The 19,690-nt window shown below is 64.4% G+C and carries 18 protein-coding genes; 14 read left to right on the forward strand and 4 right to left on the reverse strand.

What is annotated here, in order from left to right:
- Nucleotides 1-19: 19 nt before the first annotated feature.
- Nucleotides 20-1,123 carry a saccharopine dehydrogenase family protein gene (locus tag C9427_RS25835; RefSeq protein WP_107651892.1) on the reverse strand — a complete coding sequence of 368 codons (1,104 nt, stop codon included), beginning with the start codon at nucleotides 1,121-1,123 and terminating at the stop codon, nucleotides 20-22.
- A gap of 122 nt (nucleotides 1,124-1,245) precedes the next feature.
- On the opposite strand from C9427_RS25835, the gene C9427_RS25840 reads away from it, so the two are divergent.
- The 7 genes from C9427_RS25840 (at nucleotide 1,246) to C9427_RS25870 (ending at nucleotide 7,664) form a co-directional block, all read left to right on the forward strand.
- The gene (locus tag C9427_RS25840) at nucleotides 1,246-1,674 is read left to right on the forward strand and encodes an Lrp/AsnC family transcriptional regulator (RefSeq protein WP_107651991.1); all 429 of its coding nucleotides are present in this window, start codon (nucleotides 1,246-1,248) and stop codon (nucleotides 1,672-1,674) included.
- Between the two features lie 149 nt (nucleotides 1,675-1,823).
- Nucleotides 1,824-2,708: a dihydrodipicolinate synthase family protein gene (locus C9427_RS25845; protein WP_107651893.1), complete on the forward strand. Its 885-nt coding sequence runs from the start codon at nucleotides 1,824-1,826 to the stop codon at nucleotides 2,706-2,708.
- 34 nt (nucleotides 2,709-2,742) lie between these two features.
- On the forward strand, nucleotides 2,743-3,402 hold the full coding sequence (locus tag C9427_RS25850) for a GntR family transcriptional regulator (protein WP_107651894.1): 660 nt from the start codon (nucleotides 2,743-2,745) through the stop codon (nucleotides 3,400-3,402).
- A gap of 61 nt (nucleotides 3,403-3,463) precedes the next feature.
- On the forward strand, nucleotides 3,464-4,801 hold the full coding sequence (locus tag C9427_RS25855; protein WP_107651895.1) for an ABC transporter substrate-binding protein: 1,338 nt from the start codon (nucleotides 3,464-3,466) through the stop codon (nucleotides 4,799-4,801).
- Nucleotides 4,801-5,739, forward strand: a complete 939-nt coding sequence (locus C9427_RS25860; protein ID WP_107651896.1) for a carbohydrate ABC transporter permease — start codon at nucleotides 4,801-4,803, stop codon at nucleotides 5,737-5,739. The genes C9427_RS25855 and C9427_RS25860 overlap by 1 nt, the downstream gene beginning before the upstream one ends.
- Nucleotides 5,740-6,561, forward strand: a complete 822-nt coding sequence (locus tag C9427_RS25865; RefSeq protein ID WP_107651897.1) for a carbohydrate ABC transporter permease — start codon at nucleotides 5,740-5,742, stop codon at nucleotides 6,559-6,561.
- A gap of 38 nt (nucleotides 6,562-6,599) precedes the next feature.
- Entirely contained in the window at nucleotides 6,600-7,664 is a 1,065-nt protein-coding gene (locus tag C9427_RS25870) for an ABC transporter ATP-binding protein (protein ID WP_107651898.1), read from the forward strand.
- A gap of 18 nt (nucleotides 7,665-7,682) precedes the next feature.
- Here C9427_RS25870 and C9427_RS25875 read toward each other — a convergent pair whose 3' ends face one another.
- Nucleotides 7,683-8,441, reverse strand: a complete 759-nt coding sequence (locus C9427_RS25875) for an SDR family oxidoreductase (protein WP_107651899.1) — start codon at nucleotides 8,439-8,441, stop codon at nucleotides 7,683-7,685.
- Between the two features lie 241 nt (nucleotides 8,442-8,682).
- On the opposite strand from C9427_RS25875, the gene C9427_RS25880 reads away from it, so the two are divergent.
- From C9427_RS25880 to C9427_RS25890, 3 genes are read left to right on the forward strand one after another with little or no spacing between them, the layout of a single operon-like run.
- Nucleotides 8,683-9,066 carry a RidA family protein gene (locus C9427_RS25880; protein WP_208636421.1) on the forward strand — a complete coding sequence of 128 codons (384 nt, stop codon included), beginning with the start codon at nucleotides 8,683-8,685 and terminating at the stop codon, nucleotides 9,064-9,066.
- Nucleotides 9,067-9,115: 49 nt separating this feature from the next.
- The gene (locus C9427_RS25885) at nucleotides 9,116-10,609 is read left to right on the forward strand and encodes a M81 family metallopeptidase (protein ID WP_107651900.1); all 1,494 of its coding nucleotides are present in this window, start codon (nucleotides 9,116-9,118) and stop codon (nucleotides 10,607-10,609) included.
- A gap of 36 nt (nucleotides 10,610-10,645) precedes the next feature.
- Nucleotides 10,646-11,881 (forward strand): amidohydrolase/deacetylase family metallohydrolase, encoded by a 1,236-nt coding sequence (locus C9427_RS25890; RefSeq protein ID WP_107651901.1) that lies wholly within the window; start codon nucleotides 10,646-10,648, stop codon nucleotides 11,879-11,881.
- A gap of 269 nt (nucleotides 11,882-12,150) precedes the next feature.
- On the opposite strand, the gene C9427_RS25895 is transcribed toward C9427_RS25890, so the two are convergent.
- Together C9427_RS25895 and C9427_RS25900 are read right to left on the reverse strand one after the other, a co-directional pair.
- Nucleotides 12,151-13,941: an NAD(P)/FAD-dependent oxidoreductase gene (locus C9427_RS25895; RefSeq protein ID WP_107651902.1), complete on the reverse strand. Its 1,791-nt coding sequence runs from the start codon at nucleotides 13,939-13,941 to the stop codon at nucleotides 12,151-12,153.
- 229 nt (nucleotides 13,942-14,170) lie between these two features.
- Nucleotides 14,171-15,121, reverse strand: coding sequence for a MurR/RpiR family transcriptional regulator (locus C9427_RS25900; RefSeq protein ID WP_107651903.1), 951 nt, complete (start codon nucleotides 15,119-15,121; stop codon nucleotides 14,171-14,173).
- 339 nt (nucleotides 15,122-15,460) lie between these two features.
- Here C9427_RS25900 and C9427_RS25905 point away from each other — a divergent pair, with 339 nt between their 5' ends.
- The 4 genes from C9427_RS25905 to C9427_RS25920 all read left to right on the forward strand — a co-directional run bounded on the left by C9427_RS25905 (nucleotide 15,461) and on the right by C9427_RS25920 (nucleotide 19,549).
- A complete protein-coding gene (locus tag C9427_RS25905) occupies nucleotides 15,461-16,288 on the forward strand; it encodes an ABC transporter ATP-binding protein (RefSeq protein ID WP_107651904.1) in 828 nt (275 codons plus the stop codon).
- Nucleotides 16,285-17,145, forward strand: coding sequence for an ABC transporter permease (locus C9427_RS25910; RefSeq protein WP_107651905.1), 861 nt, complete (start codon nucleotides 16,285-16,287; stop codon nucleotides 17,143-17,145). Before C9427_RS25905 ends, C9427_RS25910 begins: the two co-directional genes overlap by 4 nt.
- Before the next feature lie 71 nt (nucleotides 17,146-17,216).
- Nucleotides 17,217-18,383 (forward strand): ABC transporter substrate-binding protein, encoded by a 1,167-nt coding sequence (locus C9427_RS25915; protein WP_107651906.1) that lies wholly within the window; start codon nucleotides 17,217-17,219, stop codon nucleotides 18,381-18,383.
- Between the two features lie 59 nt (nucleotides 18,384-18,442).
- On the forward strand, nucleotides 18,443-19,549 hold the full coding sequence (locus tag C9427_RS25920; RefSeq protein WP_208636419.1) for a Gfo/Idh/MocA family protein: 1,107 nt from the start codon (nucleotides 18,443-18,445) through the stop codon (nucleotides 19,547-19,549).
- Nucleotides 19,550-19,690: the final 141 nt, after the last annotated feature.

Below are 19,690 nucleotides of genomic sequence, written 5' to 3' on the forward strand. Positions count from 1 at the left end.
GAAGGAAAGGTGGTAGCGCTCAACTCGCCAGCCGGCTTACCATCTCGTGCTGCGCATAGGTGTGCCCAAAACGGTTGGCGAGGAAGGCGTCGAGGGCGATGTCTTCCTGCCTGATGAAGCCCTTGGCCGGCAGGCTGCCGTCGGCCAGCATGTCGAGCACGGCGCAGATGGCGGAGGCCGTGGTGATCTGGATGGCGCTGCGCACCATTTCGCCGACTCGCCTGGCGTAGATCTTGTTGGCGTAGGTCTCCTGCAGCAGGCGGCCGTTCTTGCGGCCGCTGACCGTGACGAAGACGATGACCACGTCCTGCAGCGTCGCCGGCAGGGCGCTTTCGAAAATGTCCTTCAGCACGTCGCGGCGGTGGCGCAGGCCAAGGTCGTTGAGCAGCGCCTTCATGATCGCGGCGTGGCCGGGGTAGCGGATGGTGCGGTAATTCAGCGTGCGCACCTTGCCCCGCAGCGTTTCGGCCAGCGTGCCGAGGCCGCCCGACGTGTTGAACGCCTCGTAAGTGACGCCGTCGAGCGAGAATTCCTCGCGCTCCTCCAGCGGCGGCACCTCGACCAGCTCGCCTTCGACGATCGCCTCGCAAGGCTCGCAATATTCGTTGATGACGCCGTCGGTGCTCCAGGTCAGATTGTAGTTCAGCGCGTTCGACGGGTATTGCGGCAGCGCGCCGACCCGCATGCGCACGCTCTCCAGCGTGTCGAAGCGGCTGGCGAGGTCGTTGGCGACGATCGAGATGAAGCCCGGCGCCAGCCCGCATTGCGGGATGAAGGCGCTGCTGGCCGAACGGGCCAGCTCCTTGACGCGCCTGGTGGCGGCGACATCCTCGGTCAGGTCGAGATAGTGCACGCCGGCGGTTGCCGCGGCTTCGGCAATGCGCGTGGTCAAATGGAAGGGCGCTGCGCTCAGCACCGCGAAACGGCCGGCGAGCGCTGCTTCGAGAGCGCCGACTTCCGCGATGTCGAGCTCCAGCGTCGCAACCGTGGCCGATAGTTCGGCCGCGCCAAGCTGCGCCACCGAACGGTCGACGAGGGTGACATGATAGTCGCCCGTATCGGCCAGCATTGCGGCGATGGTCGAGCCGATCTTGCCGGCCCCGACGACTACGATTTTCTTCATGACGGCTTCCCTCGCCTAAATTGGTTGAGGGCTCAGGATCGCAGCTTGCCTGTCGAAAGGAAGCGTGGAATTGTTCGAAACGAAGTCCCTGTTTGATCGATATGCCGATATGGATCGTCGAAATGCTGAGTGAAGCTGACCAGGCACTGATTTCCCTGCTGCGTGACAATGCGCGAGCGTCAACGGCTGAGCTGGCGCAGCGGCTCGGCGTGTCGCGCACGACCGTGCAGAGCCGGATCGAGCGGCTGGAGCAGCGCGGCATCATCGCCGGCTATGGGGTGAGGCTCTCGCCGGACCATGAACGCGGCCTGGTGCGGGCGCATGTCCTGCTGACAGTCACGCCCAAGCTCGCCGACAGAGTGGTGCGCGCCCTGCAAGCCTTGCCGCCGGTCAGGACACTGCATTCGGTGAGCGGCAATTTCGACATGATCGTCATCGTCGACGCGCCGTCGATCAGGGATCTCGATACGCTGCTCGACGAGATCGGCGCTATGGACGGGGTCGAGCGTACATCGTCGTCGATCATCCTTTCGACGCGGATCGACCGCTGAGGAGGGGCTGATGCTTCGAGTTTCCAGCATCTAAGAGGGCGGAAGCCGCCAATCTCCCCCTTGCATCCGAAAAACATCAACAAGGTCGTTTACTACTAACATGTTAGTATGATAGTACTGACCACGAACTTCCTTTCGGAGACCGCCCTGTGACATCACGCTTTGGCCTTTCGGCCGCCCTTGCCACGCCTTTCGATGCCTCCGGGCAAATCATCATGCCCGCGATGGTCGCCCAGGCGCGCAAATGCCTGGCCGAAGGCTGCGGCAGCGTGACGCTTTTCGGCACCACCGGCGAAGGCGCGTCGGTGGGTACGCAGGAACGGCGGTCCGTCACCGAGGCCATGCTGGCCGCCGGCATCGCGCCAGACCAGCTCGTTGCCGGGGTGCTGGTGGATGCCGTCGAAGACGCCGCCGGGCAGGCGCGCGACGCCTTGCGGCGCGGCGCCCGCAATATCCTTCTGGCGCCGCCGAGCTACTTCAAGAATGTCGGCGACGACGGCCTGTTCGGCTGGTTTTCCGCGGTGTTCGCCGCACTTGGACCGCTCGGCCGCGACGTGCTCGTCTACAACATCCCCTCCGTCACCATGGTGAAGCTGTCGCTCGGCCTGATCGGCCGGTTGCGCGCCGCCTTTCCGGGCGTGGTAACCGGGGTCAAGGATTCCGGCGGCGACTGGGATTACAGCCAGGCGCTGCTTGGCGCCCATGGCGACCTGGTGATCCTGATCGGCGACGAAAGGCATCTGGCGCAAGCGGTGAGGATTGGCGCCCAGGGCGCGATCTCGGGCATGGCCAACTTCGCTGCCGCCGAAATCCGCGCCATGGCCGAGAACGGCCGCGACGATCCCCGCGTCGAGCGCTTCGTGCTCGAGCTGCTCAAGCATTCGGTCATCCCGGCGGTGAAGGCGATGGTGGTGCACAAGACCGGCGACGAACGCTGGCTGGCGGTTCGCCCGCCGCTGGAGCCGGTCGCCTTGCCGGAGCGGCAACGGCTTGTCGCTACTTACGACGGGCTGTTTGCGGCAATCCCGGCCTGAACGGCACAGGAAGCGCCAGGATATCGGTTTCAAGATGGGCAACGGCAACGAACTGACCAACCTCCGGGAAAAGGCCTATGCCAGCTTCACGCGGCATTTGCTGGCCCGCGATTTGCTGCCGGGCCAGTTCGTGTCGCAACGCGAACTCGTCGCCTTCACCGGACTGCCGCTCGGCGCCATCCGCGAGATCGTTCCGCGCCTCGAGGCCGAGGGATTGCTGACGACGATCCCGCAGCGCGGCATGCAGATCGCGCATATCGACATCAGCCTGATCCGCGAGGCTTTCCAGTTCCGCCTGTTCATGGAACGCGAAGCGGTCGCTTTGTTCACCACCAGTGCGTCCGACGCCGAGCTTGCCCGCTTGCGGCGCGAGCATGAGGACATGCTGGCCCAGGCGCTGGCCGAGACGCCGACACCGGAAATGGAAGCCAAGGCGCAGACTGTCGACTGGGCCATGCACGACACCTTCATCAATGCGCTCGGCAACGAAATCATCGCCAAGGCCTATCTGGTCAACTCGGTGAAGATCCGGCTGATCCACCAGGAGCGCTTCCGCATCGACGGCCGCGTCGTGCCGGTGATGCGCGAACATCTGGCGGTGATCGAGGCACTCGAAAGCCGCGACCCGCGGAAGGCGGTCGAGGCCATCAGCGCGCATATCGACAATGCGCGCCGGCTGGCGCTCCAGATCTGAGGAAGCATGAGCGCGCCGCAGCCGCGGCGCAATCGACAACGACAGCAACCGGGAGGAAAAAATGTCGTACAATCCGTTCAACCCAACCAGAAGGCAATTGCTTCAGGGAACCGCGGCACTGGCCGCCGCCGGCCTTGCCGGCCTGCGCCCCGGCTTTGCCGCCGATGTCGACTGGAAGCGCTTTGCCGGCACGACGCTCGACGTCAATCTGGTGAAGAGCCCGCGCAGCGACACCATCCTGAAGTACCTCGCCGAATTCGAGGAATTGACCGGCATCAAGGTCAATGCCGAGGCGACGCCCGAACAGCAGCAGCGCCAGAAGACGGTGATCGAGCTGAGCTCCGGCAAGCCGAGCTTCGACGTCGTGCATCTGAGCTATCACGTGCAGAAGCGGCAGTTCGAGAAGGGCGGCTGGCTGGCCGACATTTCCGGCTACCTTGCCGACCCCAGCCTTACCGATCCAGGGCTTGTCGAAGGCGATTTCGCCGAGGCCGGCATGCTGTTCGCCAAGGATGGCCAGGGCGTGCTGCGCTCGCTGCCGTTCTCGGTGGACTACTGGATCCTCTATTGGAACAAGGAACTGTTCGAAGCCAAGGGCCTCAAATACCCCGAGACATTCGAGCAACTGGTGGTCGCCGCCGAAGCGCTGACCGACCCGTCGAGCAACACTTTCGGCTTCGTCGCCCGCGGCATCAAGAACGCCAACACGCCGGTGTGGACGTCACTGATGCTTGGTTACGACATGACGCCGCTCGACGCCCAGGGCAAGCTTCGTACCACCTCGCCGGAGGCGATCGAGGCCGCCAGCCTCTATCAGCGCCTGATGACCAAGTCGGCCCCTCCAGGCGTCACCGGCTTCAACTGGGCCGAGGCGCAGTCCGCCTTCCTGCAAGGCAAGATCGGCATGTGGTTCGATGGCGTCGGCTTTGCCCCGCCGATGGAAAATCCGGAAAAGTCGCGCGTGGTCGGCAAGGTTGGTTACGGCGTGATGCCAAAAGGCCCCAAGGCGCATGCCTCGGGCACCTTCGGCGACGGCATCGGCGTGACGGCCGCCAGCGAAAAGAAGGAGGCTGCCTATCTCTTCTGCCAGTGGGCGGTGTCGCCTGCCATGGGCGCGCGCCTGCTGCAGGCCGGCGCCGGCGTGCCGTTCCGCAAATCGGTGCTGGAGGATCCCAAGGTGCGCGAAGGCGTCACCATGCCGGCGAGCTGGCTGGACGCAGTGGTCGGCTCCGGCAATGTCAGTCGGCTGGCGCTGCCGGTCATCATCCCGGTCACCGAGTTCCGCGACATCTACGGCGTGGCGCTGACCAACATGATCGCCGGCGCCGATCCCGCCGATGAGCTGAAGAAGGCCACCGAGCAATTCCAGCCGGTTCTCGACAGGAGCGAGCAAGGCTGATGTCGGCCATCACCCCAGAACGCACCGGGGTCACGACGCAGGCAATCGAAGGGGGCCAGCCGGTTCGGCTGGCTCCCAACTATTGGCCCTTCGTCGTTCCGGCTCTCGTCGTCGTCGGCGCCGTGATCGTCTTTCCCTGGGCGTTCACGCTGTGGATGAGCGTCAACCGCTGGACGCTCGGCCAGTCGCGAAGCTTTGCCGGGATGGAGAACTATCTGCGCCTGGCAAGCGACGCCCGGTTCTGGGAATCGCTTTGGCATACATTGACCTACACATTCCTGTCGGTTGCAGCACCGATGGTCCTCGGCACCATCGCCGCGCTGATCTTCGACGCCAGGTTTCCGCTGCGCGGCCTGCTGCGCGCCGTCTTCGTGATGCCGATGATGGCGACGCCCGTGGCGGTCGCGCTGGTCTGGACCATGATGTTCCATCCGCAGCTCGGCGTGCTCAACTACCTTCTGTCGCTGGTCGGCATCCCGGCGCAGGAATGGATCTTCAATGCCAATACGGTCATTCCCTCGCTGGTCGCGGTCGAGACCTGGCAGTGGACGCCGCTGGTGATGCTGATCGTGCTGGGCGGGCTGGCCTCGGTGCCGCGCGAGCCCTTCGAGAGCGCCGAGATCGACGGCGCCAATGTCTGGCAGCAGTTCCGCTACCTCACTCTGCCGATGATCGCGCCTTTCCTGATGATCGCCGTCATCATCCGCTCGATCGATGCGCTGAAGAGCTTCGACATCATCTATGCGATGACGCAGGGCGGGCCGGGCACCGCGTCGGAAACCATCAACATCTATCTCTACAACACCGCCTTCTCCTACTACGACATCGGCTATGGCTCGGCCATGGCCGTGGTGTTCTTCGTCGTCATCGTGGCCCTGTCCTTCATCCTGCTGATGCTGCGCCAGCGCTCGCGTTGGATCGACCAGGAGGGCAAATAGATGAGCTCACGGATTCTCAACCGGATCGGCCTGTTCTTCGCGGCGCTGGTCCTCGTCTCGCCGGCGATCCTGTTCTTCCTCTGGATGATCTCGCTGTCGCTGAAGTTCGAGATCGACAACGGCGCCTACCCGCCGATCCTCATTCCCGAGCGCCTGGCCTGGTCGAACTATGCAAAGGTGTTCGAGGAAAACAATTTCCTGCTCTATCTCTGGAATTCGGTTCTGGTGACCGGTACGGCGACGCTGCTGGCGCTGCTGATCGGCGTGCCGGCCGGCTACGGCATCGCCCGGCTCAAGGCGGAACGCTCGGCTGTCGTCATCATGATCGCCCGCATGACGCCGGGGCTTTCCTATCTCATCCCGCTGTTCCTGCTGTTCCAATGGCTGGGCATCCTCGGCACGCTGTGGCCGCAGATCATCATCCACCTGGTGGTGACGGTGCCGATCGTCGTCTGGGTGATGATCGGTTATTTCGAGACGACGCCGATGGAACTGGAAGAGGCCGCCAACATCGACGGCGCCAGCGCCTGGCAAGTGTTCCGGCTGGTCGCCCTGCCGATCGCCAAGCCTGGCATCGTCGTCGCCTTCATCCTGTCGGTCATCTTCTCGTGGAACAATTTCGTTTTCGGCGTGGTGCTCGCCAGCCGCGAGACGCGGACATTGCCGGTCGCCGTCTACAACATGCTGTCCTACGAGCAGGTGAGCTGGGGACCGCTCGCGGCGGCAGCCCTGGTGGTGACGCTGCCGGTGCTGGTGCTGACCATGTTCGCGCAACGGCAGATCGTCGCGGGGCTGACCGCGGGCGCCGTCAAGGGCGGTTGAGCACCCGCCCGACATCACTCTTTTTGCGGAGACATCCCATGGCATCGGTTACCATCAACAACGTGCAGAAGGCCTTCGGGGCCACCCGGATCATCCACGATGTCAGCGTCGATATCGCCGACGGCGAGTTCGTCATCCTGGTCGGGCCATCAGGCTGCGGAAAGTCGACGCTGCTGCGCATGATCGCCGGACTGGAAACGATCTCCGGCGGCAAGATCACGATCGGCGAGCGCACCGTCAACGATCTCAGGGCGCGCGACCGCAACATCGCCATGGTGTTCCAGAACTACGCGCTCTATCCGCATATGACTGTGGCCGACAATATGGGCTTCGCGCTCAAGATCAAGAAAGCCGATCCGGCCGATACCGCCAGCCGCGTCAACAGGGCGGCCGGCATCCTCGGCCTGGACAAGCTGCTCGACCGCTATCCGCGCCAGCTCTCCGGCGGCCAGCGCCAGCGCGTCGCCATGGGCCGCGCCATCGTGCGCGACCCGCAGGTCTTCCTGTTCGACGAGCCGCTCTCCAATCTCGACGCCAAATTGCGCGTGCAGATGCGTGGCGAGATCAAGGCGCTGCACCAGCGGCTGGGCACCACCACCATCTATGTCACGCACGACCAGATCGAGGCCATGACCATGGCCGACAAGATCGTCGTGCTGCATGACGGCCTGGTCGAGCAGATCGGCGCGCCGCTCGATCTCTACGACCGCCCGGCCAATCTGTTCGTCGCCGGCTTCATCGGCTCGCCGGCCATGAATTTCATCCATGGCCGGATCGAGGAAGGCGTGTTCCGCAGCACGGGCGGATTGACCCTGCCCTTGCCTGAAGACGTTCATCCAGCCCATGCCTCGGGGGGTGAGCTCGTCTACGGCATCCGCCCCGAACATATCCGGGCCGCCGCGCAAGGAATCTCCGGTACGGTCACGCTGCTGGAAGCCACGGGTTCCGAGATTTTCGCCAGGGTGGATTGTTCCGGTGAGGAGATCTCCTGCCTGTTCCGCGAGCGGCTGGCGTTGAAGCAGGGCGAACCGGTGCGGATCGAGATCGATCGCGCCTGCGCGCATCTGTTCGACGCCAAGACCGGACACCGGCTGAATCAGTGAGCGTCCTTCGTGGACGCACTATCCGCCGATCTGGTCGAGAAACGGCAGATTGCCGGCCATCAATCCGGCGTCGACATTGAGCGTCGTGCCGGTGATGCCATTGGCAAAGGGCGACGCCAGGAAGACCGCGGCGCGGGCGACTTCCACCGGTTCGACCAGCCTGCCGAGCGGATAGAGCTTGCCGACGGCGGCGAGGATCTCCGGCTTCTGCGCAAGGCGATGTTCCCAGGCGCCGGTGCGGATCGAGCCGGGAATGACGGCGTTGGCGCGAATGCCATTGCGGCCTTCCTCGGTGGCAATGGCGCGCATCCAGGCGTTGAGCGCCGCCTTGGCCGCGGCATAGGCCGGGTTGCCGAAATGCGCCTGCGCGTTGACCGAGGAGATAAAGACGAAGGCGGCGCCCTGCTTCTGGTTGCGCATGGCGGGCAGCAGCGCCTGCGACAGGAGTGCTGCGCTGCGGAAATTTAGGTCCATCTCATGGTCGAGCGCGGCGAGCGAAACGTCGGCGAGTGTTTCCGCCCGCGTCCAGCCGGCGTTCGAGATGATTGCGGCCGGCGGATTGCCCTTGCCAATGCGGCCGGCAAACGATGCGACAGCCTGGTCATCGAGCAGGTCGAAATGATGCGCCTCGGCAATTGCCGTCGCGGTCAGGTCGGTGCCCTCGCGATCGCAGGCGATCACCCTTGCCCCGCAGGCCGACAAGACCGCGACCAGGGCGCTGCCGACGCCGCCGGCGGCGCCGGTCACGACCACGCCGCGGCCACCGAAATCGATCATAGGGCTCCTCGCTTGTTTCTCACTCGATCCTCCCCTGCCGAATCGCTTGACGCAACCGCCTGGTAAAGTGCCTGGTGCAACGGTTGGCGTGCAGGATGCTGACGCCACTGTAATAAAGCAACATAAATTCCAAAGAATGTTGCTTTCTTACAAAGCCTGTTTGAGAATCGTCTGGACAGGCGTAAACCGTCGCCGAGGAAACCGGCAAATGGCGCTATCGGAAGATCGCGCCGTGTCGCGCATGAACAGGAGGCTTTTCTTGCCCAAGCAATGTTTTGGAACATCCCATGTGCCGCTGTCGCCGGCGGTGCGGGCCGGCGACTTCGTCTATGTCTCCGGCCAGGTGCCGGTCGGCGGCGACGGTGTGGTGGTCAAGGGCGGTATCGTCGAGCAGACCGAGCAGGTGCTTTCGAATGTGAAGGCGGCGTTGGCGCTGGCCGGCTGCATCATGGACGACGTGGTCAAGACGACGGTCTGGCTTGAGGACGCGCGCGATTTCGGCGCCTTCAATGCCGTCTATGCCAGGCATTTTCCAAAGGATCCGCCGGCCCGCACCACGGTGGAGTCGCGGCTGATGATCGACATCAAGATCGAGGTCGAAGCCGTCGCCTACCGGCCGCTCTGAGCGGCGCCGACAAGGACAGCCGACAGGGACAGAAACGGGAACAGCCGCCATGCGTGTCTTCACGGCCTCGCTTGCCACCGAGACGAACACCTTCTCGCCGGTCTCGACCGACCGCTCGTCCTTCGAGATGGCATTCTACGCACCGCCGGGAAAGCATCCGGAAACGCCGACGCTGTGCTCCGCGCCGATCCCCGTGCTGCGCCGGCGGGCCAGGGAAGAAGGCTTCACCCTGATCGAAGGCACCGCGACCTGGGCCGAACCCGGCGGCTATGTCCGGCTCGACGTCTATGAGGCGCTGCGCGACGAGATCCTCGATCAGTTGCGGGCGGCGATGCCGGTGGATTGCGTCGTGCTCGGCCTGCATGGCGCGATGATCGCGCGCGGGCTGGACGATTGCGAAGGCGACCTGCTGGCCCGGGTGCGCGAGATCGTCGGCCCCAAGGTGATCATCGCCGCCGAACTCGATCCGCATAGCCATCTGACAAAGAAGCGCGTGGCGGCGGCCGACATACTGGCGGCGTTCCTCGAATTTCCGCATACCGATTTCGTCGAGCGCGCCGAGCATGTCGTCGAGCTGGCGCTGGCAGCAGCGCGCGGCAGGATCCGGCCGGTCATCTCGGCCTTCGACTGCCGGATGATCGACGTGTTCCCGACCAGCCGCGAGCCGATGCGCTCCTTCGTCGACCGGATCAAGGCGCTGCAGGGCAAGCACGGCATCCTGTCGGTGTCGCTGATCCACGGGTTTCTGGCCGGCGACACCGCCGAGACCGGGACGCAGCTCCTGGTGGTCAGCGACAATGACCGCACCGCCGGCGATGCGCTGGCCGAGCGGCTTGGCCGGGAGGTTTTCGCCATGCGCGGCTCGACGGCGATGCGCAGCGTGACGGTCGGCGAGGCGATCGAGCGGGTCAGGGCAGGCGGCCATGGCGACAAGCCGTTCGTGCTCGCTGACATGTGGGACAATCCCGGCGGCGGTACCGCCGGCGACAACACCGTGCTGCTGCATGCGCTGGTCGACAGCGGCATCAAAAGTGCTGGCGTGGCCACGATCTGGGATCCGCAGGCCGTGGCGCGGGCGCAAGGCGCCGGCGAAGGCACGGTGCTCGACATCCGCATCGGCGGCAAAACGAGCGTTGCCAGCGGCATGCCCTTCGACGGCACGTTCGAGGTCCGCCGCCTGGCGCCCGATGCCTGGCAGTCGTTCGGGTCGAGCCTGGTGCCGCTCGGCCCCTCGGCGGTGCTGCGCCTGGCAGGCACCGAGATCGACATCGTCATCAACACCAACCGCACGCAGACCTTCGAGCCCGACATCTTCTCCAATCTCGGCATCGACCCGCTGAGCAAGCAGGTGCTGCTCATCAAATCGACCAACCATTTCCATGCCGGCTTCGTGCCCGTCGCGCGTGAAATCATCTATGTCGCGGTCGAGGGCTGCTATCCCAACAACCCCGTCACCACGCCCTACCGCAAGCTCAAGCGCCCGATCTGGCCGATCGTGGCAGACCCTTTTGGGACTGGCAGCTCTGGCGAGGCCGCGGCCTGAAGCCGGCTTTGTTTCTCAACCGGAGGCTAGGCATCGATGCAATTTGATCTCCTGCTGAAGGGCGGCCGCCTGATCGACCCGGCGTCCGGGCTCGACGCGCCGCGCGATCTCGCCATCACCAATGGCCGCATCGCCGCGATCGACGCCGACATCCCGTTCGAACGCGCCGCGCGCGTCATCGACGCCAGCGGCTCCATCGTCGCGCCCGGCCTCATCGACCTGCACAGCCATGTCTATTGGGGCGGCACCTCGCTTGGCGTCGATGCCGACCGTCTTGCCGCAAGGAGCGGCACCACCACCTTCATCGATGCGGGAAGTGCTGGCGCCGGCAATATCCTCGGCTTTCGCCGCCATGTCATCGAGCGCTCGAAAGTCCGCATCCTGGCCTATGTCAACATTTCCTTTGCCGGCATCTTCGGCTTCTCGCACAGCGTGGCGGTCGGCGAATGCAGTGACCTCCGGCTCTGCGAACCGCGTGAGACGGTGGCGGCGGTGCGCGAGCACGCGGACGTGGTCGTCGGCGTCAAGGTGCGCTCGGGCCGCCATGCCGGCGGCACCAGCGGCATCGCGCCGGTGGATCTGGCGCTGGAGGCAGCCGACCAGGCGGGCCTGCCGCTGATGGCGCATATAGACGAGCCGCCGCCCGGCCGCTCGGAAGTGCTGCCGCGCCTGCGCAAGGGCGATATCCTCACCCACTGCTTCCGGCCGTTTCCCAATGCGCCGGTGTTCGCCTCGGGCGCGGTGCGGCCCGATATGCGGCTGGCGCGCGAGCGCGGCGTCATCTTCGACATCGGCCACGGCATGGGCTCGTTCGACTTCGAGGTCGCCAAGGCGATGCTGAAGGAGGGGCTGGCGCCCGACGTGATCAGCAGCGACGTGCATCTCTATTGCGTCGACGGCCCGGCCTTCGACATCCTGGTCTGCATGTCGAAACTGCTGGCGCTGGGGATGCCGCTGGTGGAGGTCTTGCGCGCGGCGACGCAGCGGCCGGCGGCAGCGATCGCCAGGCCCCATCTCGGCACGCTCAAGGTGGGAGGCGTCGGCGACGTCGCGGTGCTGCGGCTGCGCTCGGGTAGCTTCACCTTCGTCGATTCGCTCGGCGCGGCGCTGGTCGCAGAGCAACGGCTGGTCTCGGACGGCATCGTGATCGGCGGCACCTGGTGGCCGAACGAGGCGGCGGATGACCTCAGCGACACCGAACGCTTCGAAGCGCATGCAAGGCATAGCCATGTCGAGGTTGCTGCCCGGCATTTCGGGCACAGCCACGATTGAGGCTGTGCCTGTGCGGGCGCTACGGGACTTCGTCATCCACGGGCGGAGTGACGCGAAGCGGAGCGCAGACCCGAGGATCCATGCCGTGACTTTTGCCTAAGAATGCAACGGAACAGGATAGTCGTTCGATGAGTCCATTTACCGCCGTTGGTGCATGGAACCTTGCTTCAGGACCGCCTACGTCTGTCATGAGTGGCACGGCATGGATCCTCGGGTCTGCGCCGCGTCGCTGCGCTCCTTGCTTCGCCCTAGGATGACGAAGGCATAGGTCAGCTGCCGGAGTTACTCGGCGGCCCATAAACCCGCGTTGCAATCCCCTCCATCCTCGCCTTGATCTGCAACGCCACATATTTCGAATAGAAGCGCGACAGCGCCAGATTGCCGCCGTGGAACCACAGCGCTTCCTGTGCCGTCGGCTTCCACATGTTGCGCAGCTCGCCTTGCCATGGTCCGGGGTCGCCCTTCACGCCCGAGCCGAGGCCCCAGCATGGGCCGACCTTGTCGGCGACCTCGCGCGAGACGATTTGCGCCACGGTCTCGTTCATCGACTGGTAGCCGGTGCAGGCGACGATGGCGTCGGCCGCGAGTTCGGTGCCGTCGTCGAAAAGGATGCCGGTCGGCGTCAGCGCCTTGATGCCGACGCCGCTGCGCAGGCCGATCTTGCCGTCGATGATCAGGTCCGACGCTCCGACATCGATGTAGTAGCCCGAACCGGTGCGGTAAGCCTTCATCAGCAGCCCGGTTTCGTCGTCGCCGAAATCGAGAGCAAAGCCGGAAGCGCGCAGACGATCATAGAAGGCCGCGTCGCGCTCCCTGATGATGTCGTAGAGCGCCCGCTGGCCTTGCGGCACCAGCGCGAACGGCGTCGAGGCGACGATCATGTCGGCCTTCTCGGTGGTGATGCCGCGCTCCAGCGCCTTTTCCGAGAAGATCTCGAAGCCGACTTCCATCAGCGTGTCCGACTTGACCACCGTGGTCGGCGAGCGCTGGATCATGGTCACCTCGCCGCCGCTCTCCCAGAGATCGACGCAGACATCATGTCCCGAGCTTGCCGCACCGATGACGGCAACGCGTCTGCCGCGGAATTTTTCGCCGCTGGCATATTGGCTCGAATGCAGCAGCTCGCCCTGGAAGGCATCGGCGCCTGGCAGGTCGATCCGCCTTGGCGGGCCATAGGCGCCGGTGGCGAAGACGATGTGCTTCGGCTTCAGCGTGATGCGCCGACCGACGCGATCGACGACGACCGTCCAGACTTTCTCTGCCTCGTCATAGCTGGCGCTGACGCACTTTGTTGCGACCCAGTAATTGAGTTCCATGACGCGCGTGTACATTTCCAGCCAGTCGCCCATCTTGTCCTTGGGCGTGAACACCGGCCAGTTCTCCGGAAACGGAATGTAGGGCAGATGGTCGTACCAGACCGGATCGTGCAGCACGAGGGTGCGGTAGCGGTTGCGCCAGGAATCGCCGGGCCGCGCATTCATCTCGATGACGATGGCCGGCACGCCGAGCTGCCGGAGCCGGGCGCCCAGCATGATGCCGCCCTGGCCGCCGCCGATGACCAGGCAATAGGGCTGCTCGCCGGTGCCAAGGTCGCGCGTCTCGCGCGCCCTCGCCTCCGCCCAGGTTTCGCGGTCCGGATCGGCCTTGTGGCGGACACCTAGCGGCCGCGCCGGGCCCTTGCGCTCCTCAAAACCCTTGAGGTCGGTCATCGCGGTGAACAGCGTCCGGCAGCGTCCGTCGTTGAGGCGCATGATGCCCTGGCCCCAGGCTGACGCCGTCTCGAAGGTGAACCAGGCTTCTATCGTCCCTTCGTCGGCGCTGGCCTCGCCGCTGAGCTGCCATCCGGTCGGCCTGGCGACAGCCAGCGTGGCATCGAGCATCTCGCGGATCGCGGTGCGGCCTTCCATGGTCTTGATGTTCCAGGTGAAGGTCAGGAGATCGCGCCAGTAGCAGTCGTTGACGAACAGGTTGGTGACGGCGTCAACGTCGCCCGCTTCGAGCGCTTGGGCAAAGGAGGAAAGCCAGGTGCCGGCCTGTTTCGATGGTGCGATCTCGAGCATTTCTTTCCTTCTCTCTTCCCAAGCCGCCGAAAGTCGACGCTAAACTTTTGTCGAGGCCAGCGCCGCCGTTCTGTCCTTCTCCCCTTGTGGGAGAAGGTGTCGCCGAAGGCGACGGATGAGGGGTGTTCCAGAGGACACCAACGTCTCACTCCGTCCAACCATCCGTCTTGGCGCTGCGCGCCAATCCACCTTCTCCCACAAGGGGAGAAGGAAAAGACGCTCCTCAGCCTCAATCCCCCAGCGGTTCCATTTCCTTGCCTGTCCTGTGGATCTGGGCGTTGTACTTGATGCGGCGGACTGTCTCGCGGGCCGAGCCGTCGAGCTTGTAGGCGCAAGCCACCGCCATCAGGTCGATCGCGGCCAGGAAGGCGAAGCGCGACGCCGTCGGCTTGAGCGTGTCGGGATATTCAGGCACCGCCACCGTCAGCCTGACGTCGCAGGCGCGCGCGAGATCGGTGTCGGGCGCGGTCACGCCGATCGCGTTGGCGCGGTAGTGCTTGGCGAGTTCGACGGCCTCGATCACTTCGCGCGTGCGCCCGGTGGCCGAGATGGCGATCACCAGATCGCCGGGCTTCAACGTCGAGGCGGTCATGCGCATCAGATAGGGGTCGCATTGGGCGCTGACGGTGATGCCATAGCGGAACAGCCGGTACTGGGTTTCCTGCGCCAGCGCCGACGAGGAGCCGCCGAGGCCGAATACGGTGACCTGGCGCGCCTTGGCGATCAGCTCGGCCGCCTTGACCAGCTGCGCCGGATCGAGCTGCCGCTCGGCCTCCTGCAGCGCCTGGCGCGCCTCGCCGAACACAGCATTCCAGAACGGCATGCCATTGTCGGCGCTGGCGGGCGGCGGCTTGCTCAGATAGAGCGCGCCGACGACGAGGCTCTGCGCCAGCTTCAGCTTGAAGTCGCGCACGCCGTCACAGCCGATGGCGCGGCAGAAGCGGGTCACGGTGGGTTCGCTGACGCCGGCCCGCTGGGCGAGTGCGGCGTTGGAAGCGTCGACCGCGTATCTGACGTCGTCGAGCACGACATCGGCGACGCGCCGCTCCGCCGGACGCAGCTCGGCGTAGGAATCCTTGATCAGCGAGATGATGTCGGGGATGCGCCGGACATGGTCGTGTTCATCGGCAGCGCGCCCATCGGCATTGTCGTTTGAGCTCCGCCCATCAGCTTTAGTCATTGAGCCTTCCTGCCATTCGTGGAGCTGGAATCTCTACCATGTCTGCATGCCGTCATCACGTCCGCAACGCGGGGCGTAAATACTGCGTTTGTCTCGCGTTGCCGCATCGCCTCGCGGTGCAACCACCCTGTGGACCGCAGGGGGCCGCTTTGAGAAAGTATGTAGGAAAGCAACATCCTTTTCAAGTGGCAGAAAGCACAATGAAAACAATACAATACTAAATGCACGCGCAAACTGCCGGGCTACGCTCCTGCTCTCCGCTTGACAGCAAAGTAGGATAGTTACAGACTGACTTCGCGGGATGACCCAGGGGCTCATCGCGCAATCTCCGAGGGGCGCATGAACGCGGGCAGTGCAACCACCCCGAAGCTTGGCGTGCAGGCCGCGACCAAGGTCTATCACACGGCCTCCGGCGACCTTCTGGCGCTGGACCGCTGCAGCCTCGACGTCCACGCCAATGAAATCGTCTCGATCGTCGGCCCGTCCGGCTGCGGCAAGACCACGCTTTTGTGGTCGATGTCCGGGCTGCACCGGCTGACTAGCGGTGGTATCAAGCTCGACGGCAAGGAGATCACCGGTCCACATCCCGATATCGGCATCGTCTTCCAGGAAGCCAATCTCCTGCCCTGGCGCAATCTCGACGCCAACATCCATTTTCCCTTCGAGATCAAGGGCGAAAAGCCGGACCGCGCCTGGATCGCGCATCTCATCAACCGCGTCGGGCTCGACGGCTTCGGCGGCAAGTTCCCGCGCGAGCTGTCCGGCGGCATGCAGCAGCGCGCGGCGATCGTGCGGGCGCTGGCGCTGAAACCGTCGGTGCTGCTGATGGACGAGCCGTTCGGGGCGCTCGACAGTTTTACCCGCGAGGAGATGAACCGGCTCGTCGAGGAGATCTGGCTCGACACCAAGACCACCATCGTCTTCATCACCCACAGCATCGAGGAAGCGATCTTCCTCTCCGACCGGGTGGTGGTGCTGAGCGCGCGGCCGGGCCGCGTCGCCAGGGAATATCGCGTGCCGTTCGCGCGCCCGCGCTCGCTGGAGATCATGGCGACCAAGGAAGTCTTCGACCTCACCAACAAGATCAAGATGGATATTGTCGGGGCGCGCTCCCGGCCAAAGGCGCCGGACCGGCCCACAGCCGAAATCGTGAGGATCAGGCCGTGAGCGGAGGCGACGCGATCCCGGAATTCTCCAAGACCAAGGCGGGTGCCAAGGCCGGCGATGGGCATGATGTCAGCCTGACCAATTTGTCGGCCTTCGCCAGCGGTCCCGGCATCAAGTCAGGCAAGGAGGTGGCGGCCATCCTCGCTGTCGCCGTGATCATCATCGGCGGCATCGAACTGGCGCTGCGCCTGTTCCACGTGCCGCTCTACATCATGCCGCCGCCGAGCTCGATCGCCTACGCTCTGTTCGACGAATTCCCGCTGATCGCGCCGCATCTCGGCTACACGCTGGTCGAGCTGATATCCGGCTTCACCATCGGCGCGGTCATTGGACTGGTGATGGCGGCGGTGATCACCCAGTTTCCTTTCGCCGAGAAGATCGTCGCGCCCTACATATTGCTGCTGGTCACCACGCCGATGCTGGCGCTGGTGCCGCTTCTGATCCTGCGCTTCGGCTTCGGCTACACGCCGCGCATCATCGCGGTGGCGCTCGCCGCCGGTCCCATGGTGATGATCAACGCCGCGACAGGGTTCCGCCGCGTCGACAGCGCCAAGATCGCGCTGGCGCGCTCCTATGGCGCCAGCACCTTGCAGATCTTCTGGAAGATCCGCGCGCCGATGGCGCTGCCGATGATCCTGGTCGGGCTGATGATCGGCGCGATCTTCGGGCTGCTGACCGCGGTCGGGGCCGAAATGGTCGGCGGCGGCTTCGGTCTCGGCAACCGGCTGACCACCTATTCGTCGATGATCCAGATGCCGCAATTCTTCGCGGTGGTGCTGATCCTGTCGACCCTCGGCATCCTGATCTACGTGCTGTTCTTCCTGATCGGCAAGAAATGGGCGAGCTGGGAGGCATAACAGCAAACAGGTGAGCCGCCCGGGAGGCGGGCGCAGGGCAAAACGAGCAATCAACAAAAAAGGGGAATGCCATGACCAAAGAAAATTCAATCAGCCATAGCGCGGGGATCTCCCGCCGCACTTTCCTGCAGGTGACTGGCGCCGGTTTGGTGACGGCGACGGCGCTTGGTGTTTCCGGCCTCAGGGCCAAGGCCGAGGCCTATGGAAAGTTCACCTGGATATCGCCGCGCGGCACGCTCGAAGTGCTCGACGACTATCCCTATTGGGCCGCGAAGAAAGCCGGCTATTTCGGCGACCTCGACACCGACATGCAGCCGGGGCCGTCGGACGGCACGGCGACAGTGAAGTTCGTCGATGTCGGCCAGGCCGATATGGGCTTTCCCTCGCCTGGCGTGTTCTCCTTCGCCATCCAGAACGGCATGAAGCTGAAATCCGTGTTCCACATGGGCGCACGCGACACGTTCAGCATGGCCTTCCGCAAGGGCGAGGGCACGAACGACCTGAAGACGCTCGAAGGCAAGACCATCCTGCTCGGCTCCGCCGCCTGGCAGTCGATCACCGATCCGCTGCTGGCGGCGCAAGGCGTCGACATCAAGAAGGTGAAATATGTCGAGGCCGGCTGGCCGACCTGGGGCACAGCACTGGCCGGCGGCCAGGGCGATGCCGCCTTGTCGTGGGAAGGGCTGCGCGCCGAATGGATCGCCAAGGGCCTCGACTTCGAATATTGGCTCGGCGTGCAGAACTCGAAGCTGCCGGCCAACACATTCGTCGTGCGCACCGCCGATCTCGAGGACCCGGACCGCAAGGCGTTCCTGGAGAAATATCTGCGTGGCTGGGCGATGGGGCTGGAGTTCGGCTACCAGAATCCGCGCGCCGCCGTCGAAGCGGTGTTCGAGCAGTTTCCGACGCTGGCCAAGAATCTCGGACCCGAACTCGGCACCACCTCGATTCTGCAGCAGATCAACGTCTTCCGCGGCGACATGGACAAGCGCGGCGGCTGGGGTTCGCACGACATGGCAAGCTGGCAGGGCTTCTTCGACGAGATCCACAAGATCGGCCAGATCACCAATCCGGTGAAGGCGGAGGATGTCTGCACCAACGATTTGATCGGCCCGGCCAACGATTTCGACAAGGCCAAGGTCAAGGCCGATGCCGATGGCTACAAGCTGTCGGAAGGCTTTGCCGCGCTCGACGTCGAGAAGATCAAGGCGCATCTGTTCGACTCGGCAGTGAAGTAGGACGCCGGCAAACGATCGGCGGGCGGCGAACGGATCGCCGCCCGCAATTATTCAATAACATGCGGGAGGTGGCATTGGCCGACAAGGTAAAAGTGCTGGTGGTTGGGCTGGGCAATATGGGCGCGTCGCATGCCAGCGCCTATCATCGCTCCGATGGCTTCGAGATCGTCGGCATCATGAGCCGCTCGATCAAGAGCAACAAGAAGATCCCGGCCGAACTCGCCGGTTATCCGCTCTACGAGGATTTCGACCAGGCGCTGAAGGAGACGAAGCCTGATGCCGTCTCCATCAACAGCTGGCCGAATACGCACGCCGAGTATGCGCTGAAGGCGATCGCCGCCAACTGCCATGTGTTCATGGAAAAGCCGCTCGCCACCAATATCGAGGATGCCGAAAAGGTGGTCGCCGCGGCGCGGGCGAAAAACCGCAAGCTGGTGCTCGGCTATATCCTGCGTGTCCATCCCTCCTGGATCAAGTTCATCGAGGTCGGCAAGACGCTCGGCAAGCCGCTGGTCATGCGGCTCAACCTCAACCAGCAGAGCAGCGGCAGCGCCTGGCATTGGCACAAGAACCTGATCGATTCGCTGATCCCGATCGTCGATTGCGGCGTGCACTATGTCGATGTGATGTGCCAGCTGACCGGCGCCAGGCCGGTGCGCGTGCATGGCATCGGCGCCAAACTATGGGCGGAAGCCGACAAGCAGAATTACGGCCATCTGCATGTCACCTTCGATGACGGTTCGGTCGGCTGGTACGAAGCGGGCTGGGGCCCGATGATGAGCGAGACGGCCTATTTCGTGAAGGACGTGGTCGGTCCGAAGGGTGCTGTCTCGATCGTCGCCGGCCAGGCGGCAAGCAGCGCGGCCGAGGCGGCCGAGGTCTCGAACTCCGCCGATATCGATCGCCACACCAAGACCGATGCGCTGAAGATCCACTATGCCGAGGTCGACGGCGACAAGAATTTCAAGAAGCCGGACGAGATCGTCAGCATGGAGGACGAGCCCGGCCACCAGGAGCTCTGCGATCGCGAGCAAGCGTTCTTCCTGCGCGCCATCCGCGAGGATCTCGATCTCACCGAGCAGATGGATGCCGCGGTCAACAGCCTGCGCATCGTGCTCGCCGCCGAGCAGAGCATCGAAGAGGGGCAGACTGTGGAGTTGGCGTGAGGTCGGTTTGCCAAGGTTTGAGGCCGGAACGGCGTGAAGGCTTAATCTCCCCCCTTGCGGGGGAGATGCCCGGCAGGGCAGAGGGGGGTGCTGTCCCTCCGACTTGCCGAACAATCGGCACCATCTCGTCAGGCCAGTTGC

Source organism: Mesorhizobium helmanticense (assembly GCF_003034915.1).
Classification (GTDB): Bacteria; Pseudomonadota; Alphaproteobacteria; order Rhizobiales; family Rhizobiaceae; genus Mesorhizobium; species Mesorhizobium helmanticense.